The sequence below is a fragment of the Mesorhizobium sp. M8A.F.Ca.ET.021.01.1.1 genome (genome assembly GCF_003998025.1).
Classification (GTDB): Bacteria; Pseudomonadota; Alphaproteobacteria; order Rhizobiales; family Rhizobiaceae; genus Mesorhizobium.
Window position 1 is genome coordinate 1 of sequence record NZ_RZSJ01000931.1, and the last position, 1,347, is coordinate 1,347.

2 protein-coding genes are annotated in these 1,347 nt (G+C 64.7%); both read right to left on the minus strand.

The window, feature by feature from the left end; all coding sequences use genetic code 11:
* On the minus strand, window positions 1-403 hold a 403-nt coding region (locus EOA36_RS35565), incomplete at its 3' end, for a hypothetical protein (RefSeq protein ID WP_145969519.1).
* The coding region (locus EOA36_RS37595; RefSeq protein WP_189553546.1) for a hypothetical protein at window positions 387-1,347 on the minus strand (961 nt) is incomplete at its 5' end. The genes EOA36_RS35565 and EOA36_RS37595, both read right to left, overlap by 17 nt.

Sequence of the window (1,347 nt, forward strand, 5' to 3'; positions counted from 1 at the left end):
GGCCGAAACTCACCTCATCGTCGCCAACGTCCATCCGGCCAACCTCGCCGGCCAGCGCCGCCATGCGCTGGCCGGCGAGGTTGGCCGGATGGACGTTGGCGACGATGAGGTGAGTTTCGGCCATGGCAAAAAGCGTCAATTGCGCGATGCGGACCAGCTTGCGCATGTGCGGCGCGGCTTCTGGCGCGATCGACAGCGCCATTTCGCGGCGCCGCCAGCCATGCCGCCCGAAGTAGACGACAGCCAGGCACTGTTCCCCGCGATAGATCCCGACAGTCTCGACCAGCGAGCTGCGCACCTGCGCCAGCACCAGCCGCCTCACACGCGCACCTGCGCCTGCGAGGGACAGCGTGGCCGCACGGGAGGCGGGCGAGACCAGGCGCCATTCAACGGCTGAAGACATCGAAATCGGTTTTGGCCGTGATGGAGCGCAGCGGCACGACGTTGGCAGGCCTGCCCATCTGAGCGGCGTCGGTCTTGACCCTGGCGCGGCCGCGATAGCCATAGAGCAGGTACTGCCAGGCGTCCTGAATGTGCGAATACTCGTTCTTGTCGATCTCGACGCTTTCGGTCTTGGCCTCGCTCGAATTCTTGGTCAGGTGATACTGCGAGACGAAGCCCCGGATCGTATTTTTGAGCGTCGGGCACCATATCGAGCGCGGCGTGTTGGCCTCGATGTCACCGTTGAGATAGAAATCGACCGCCTCGAAGCGCGACTTGAAGTCGTTGGTTTCGGTCGGATAGATCGGGATTTGCAGCGCCAGCGACACGGTTTCCATGTGCGCCAGCTCGCCGCGCTGCTTGTCGGCGCCGTCCCAGGCCGAAGGATCGCCCCAGGCGCCCCCGCACCGCATGCCGGCGAAATCGCGCAACAGAACTTCCATCACCGCTTCGGCGTGCCGGCGTGGCCCCGTGATGATGGCCGGATCGGAAATGATCTCGCGGAGCGCCCGAAACTGGCCCGTCGGCATGAACTGGCCGATCGCACAGGCCGGCCGGCCGCCGGCGTCGAAGCCCATGTAGAACGGCAGGTTGCGCACCGGTTCGAGCTTCGAATCCGAGCGATGCTTGTGCAGGGCAAAATGGTCGTAGACCACGGTGCCGACCTTCTTGGCCGCATACTCGCCATGCACGTTGCGGCGCGCGTCGGCCGCTTTCGGGCCGCCAAAGCTCGCTTCCTCTTCCTCGTAGTCCTTGCGCGTCTTGCCTCGCCGGTTCTCGCCCTGCGGCGACAGGCCGGATGGCTGGGCGAAAAACTTGTAGCCGGGCCAGTTCTCGGGTTCCTCGACCTCGCGCTTGAATGTCCAGTTCGATTCGTCCGGCGGGTTGAAATCGCCCATGATGATG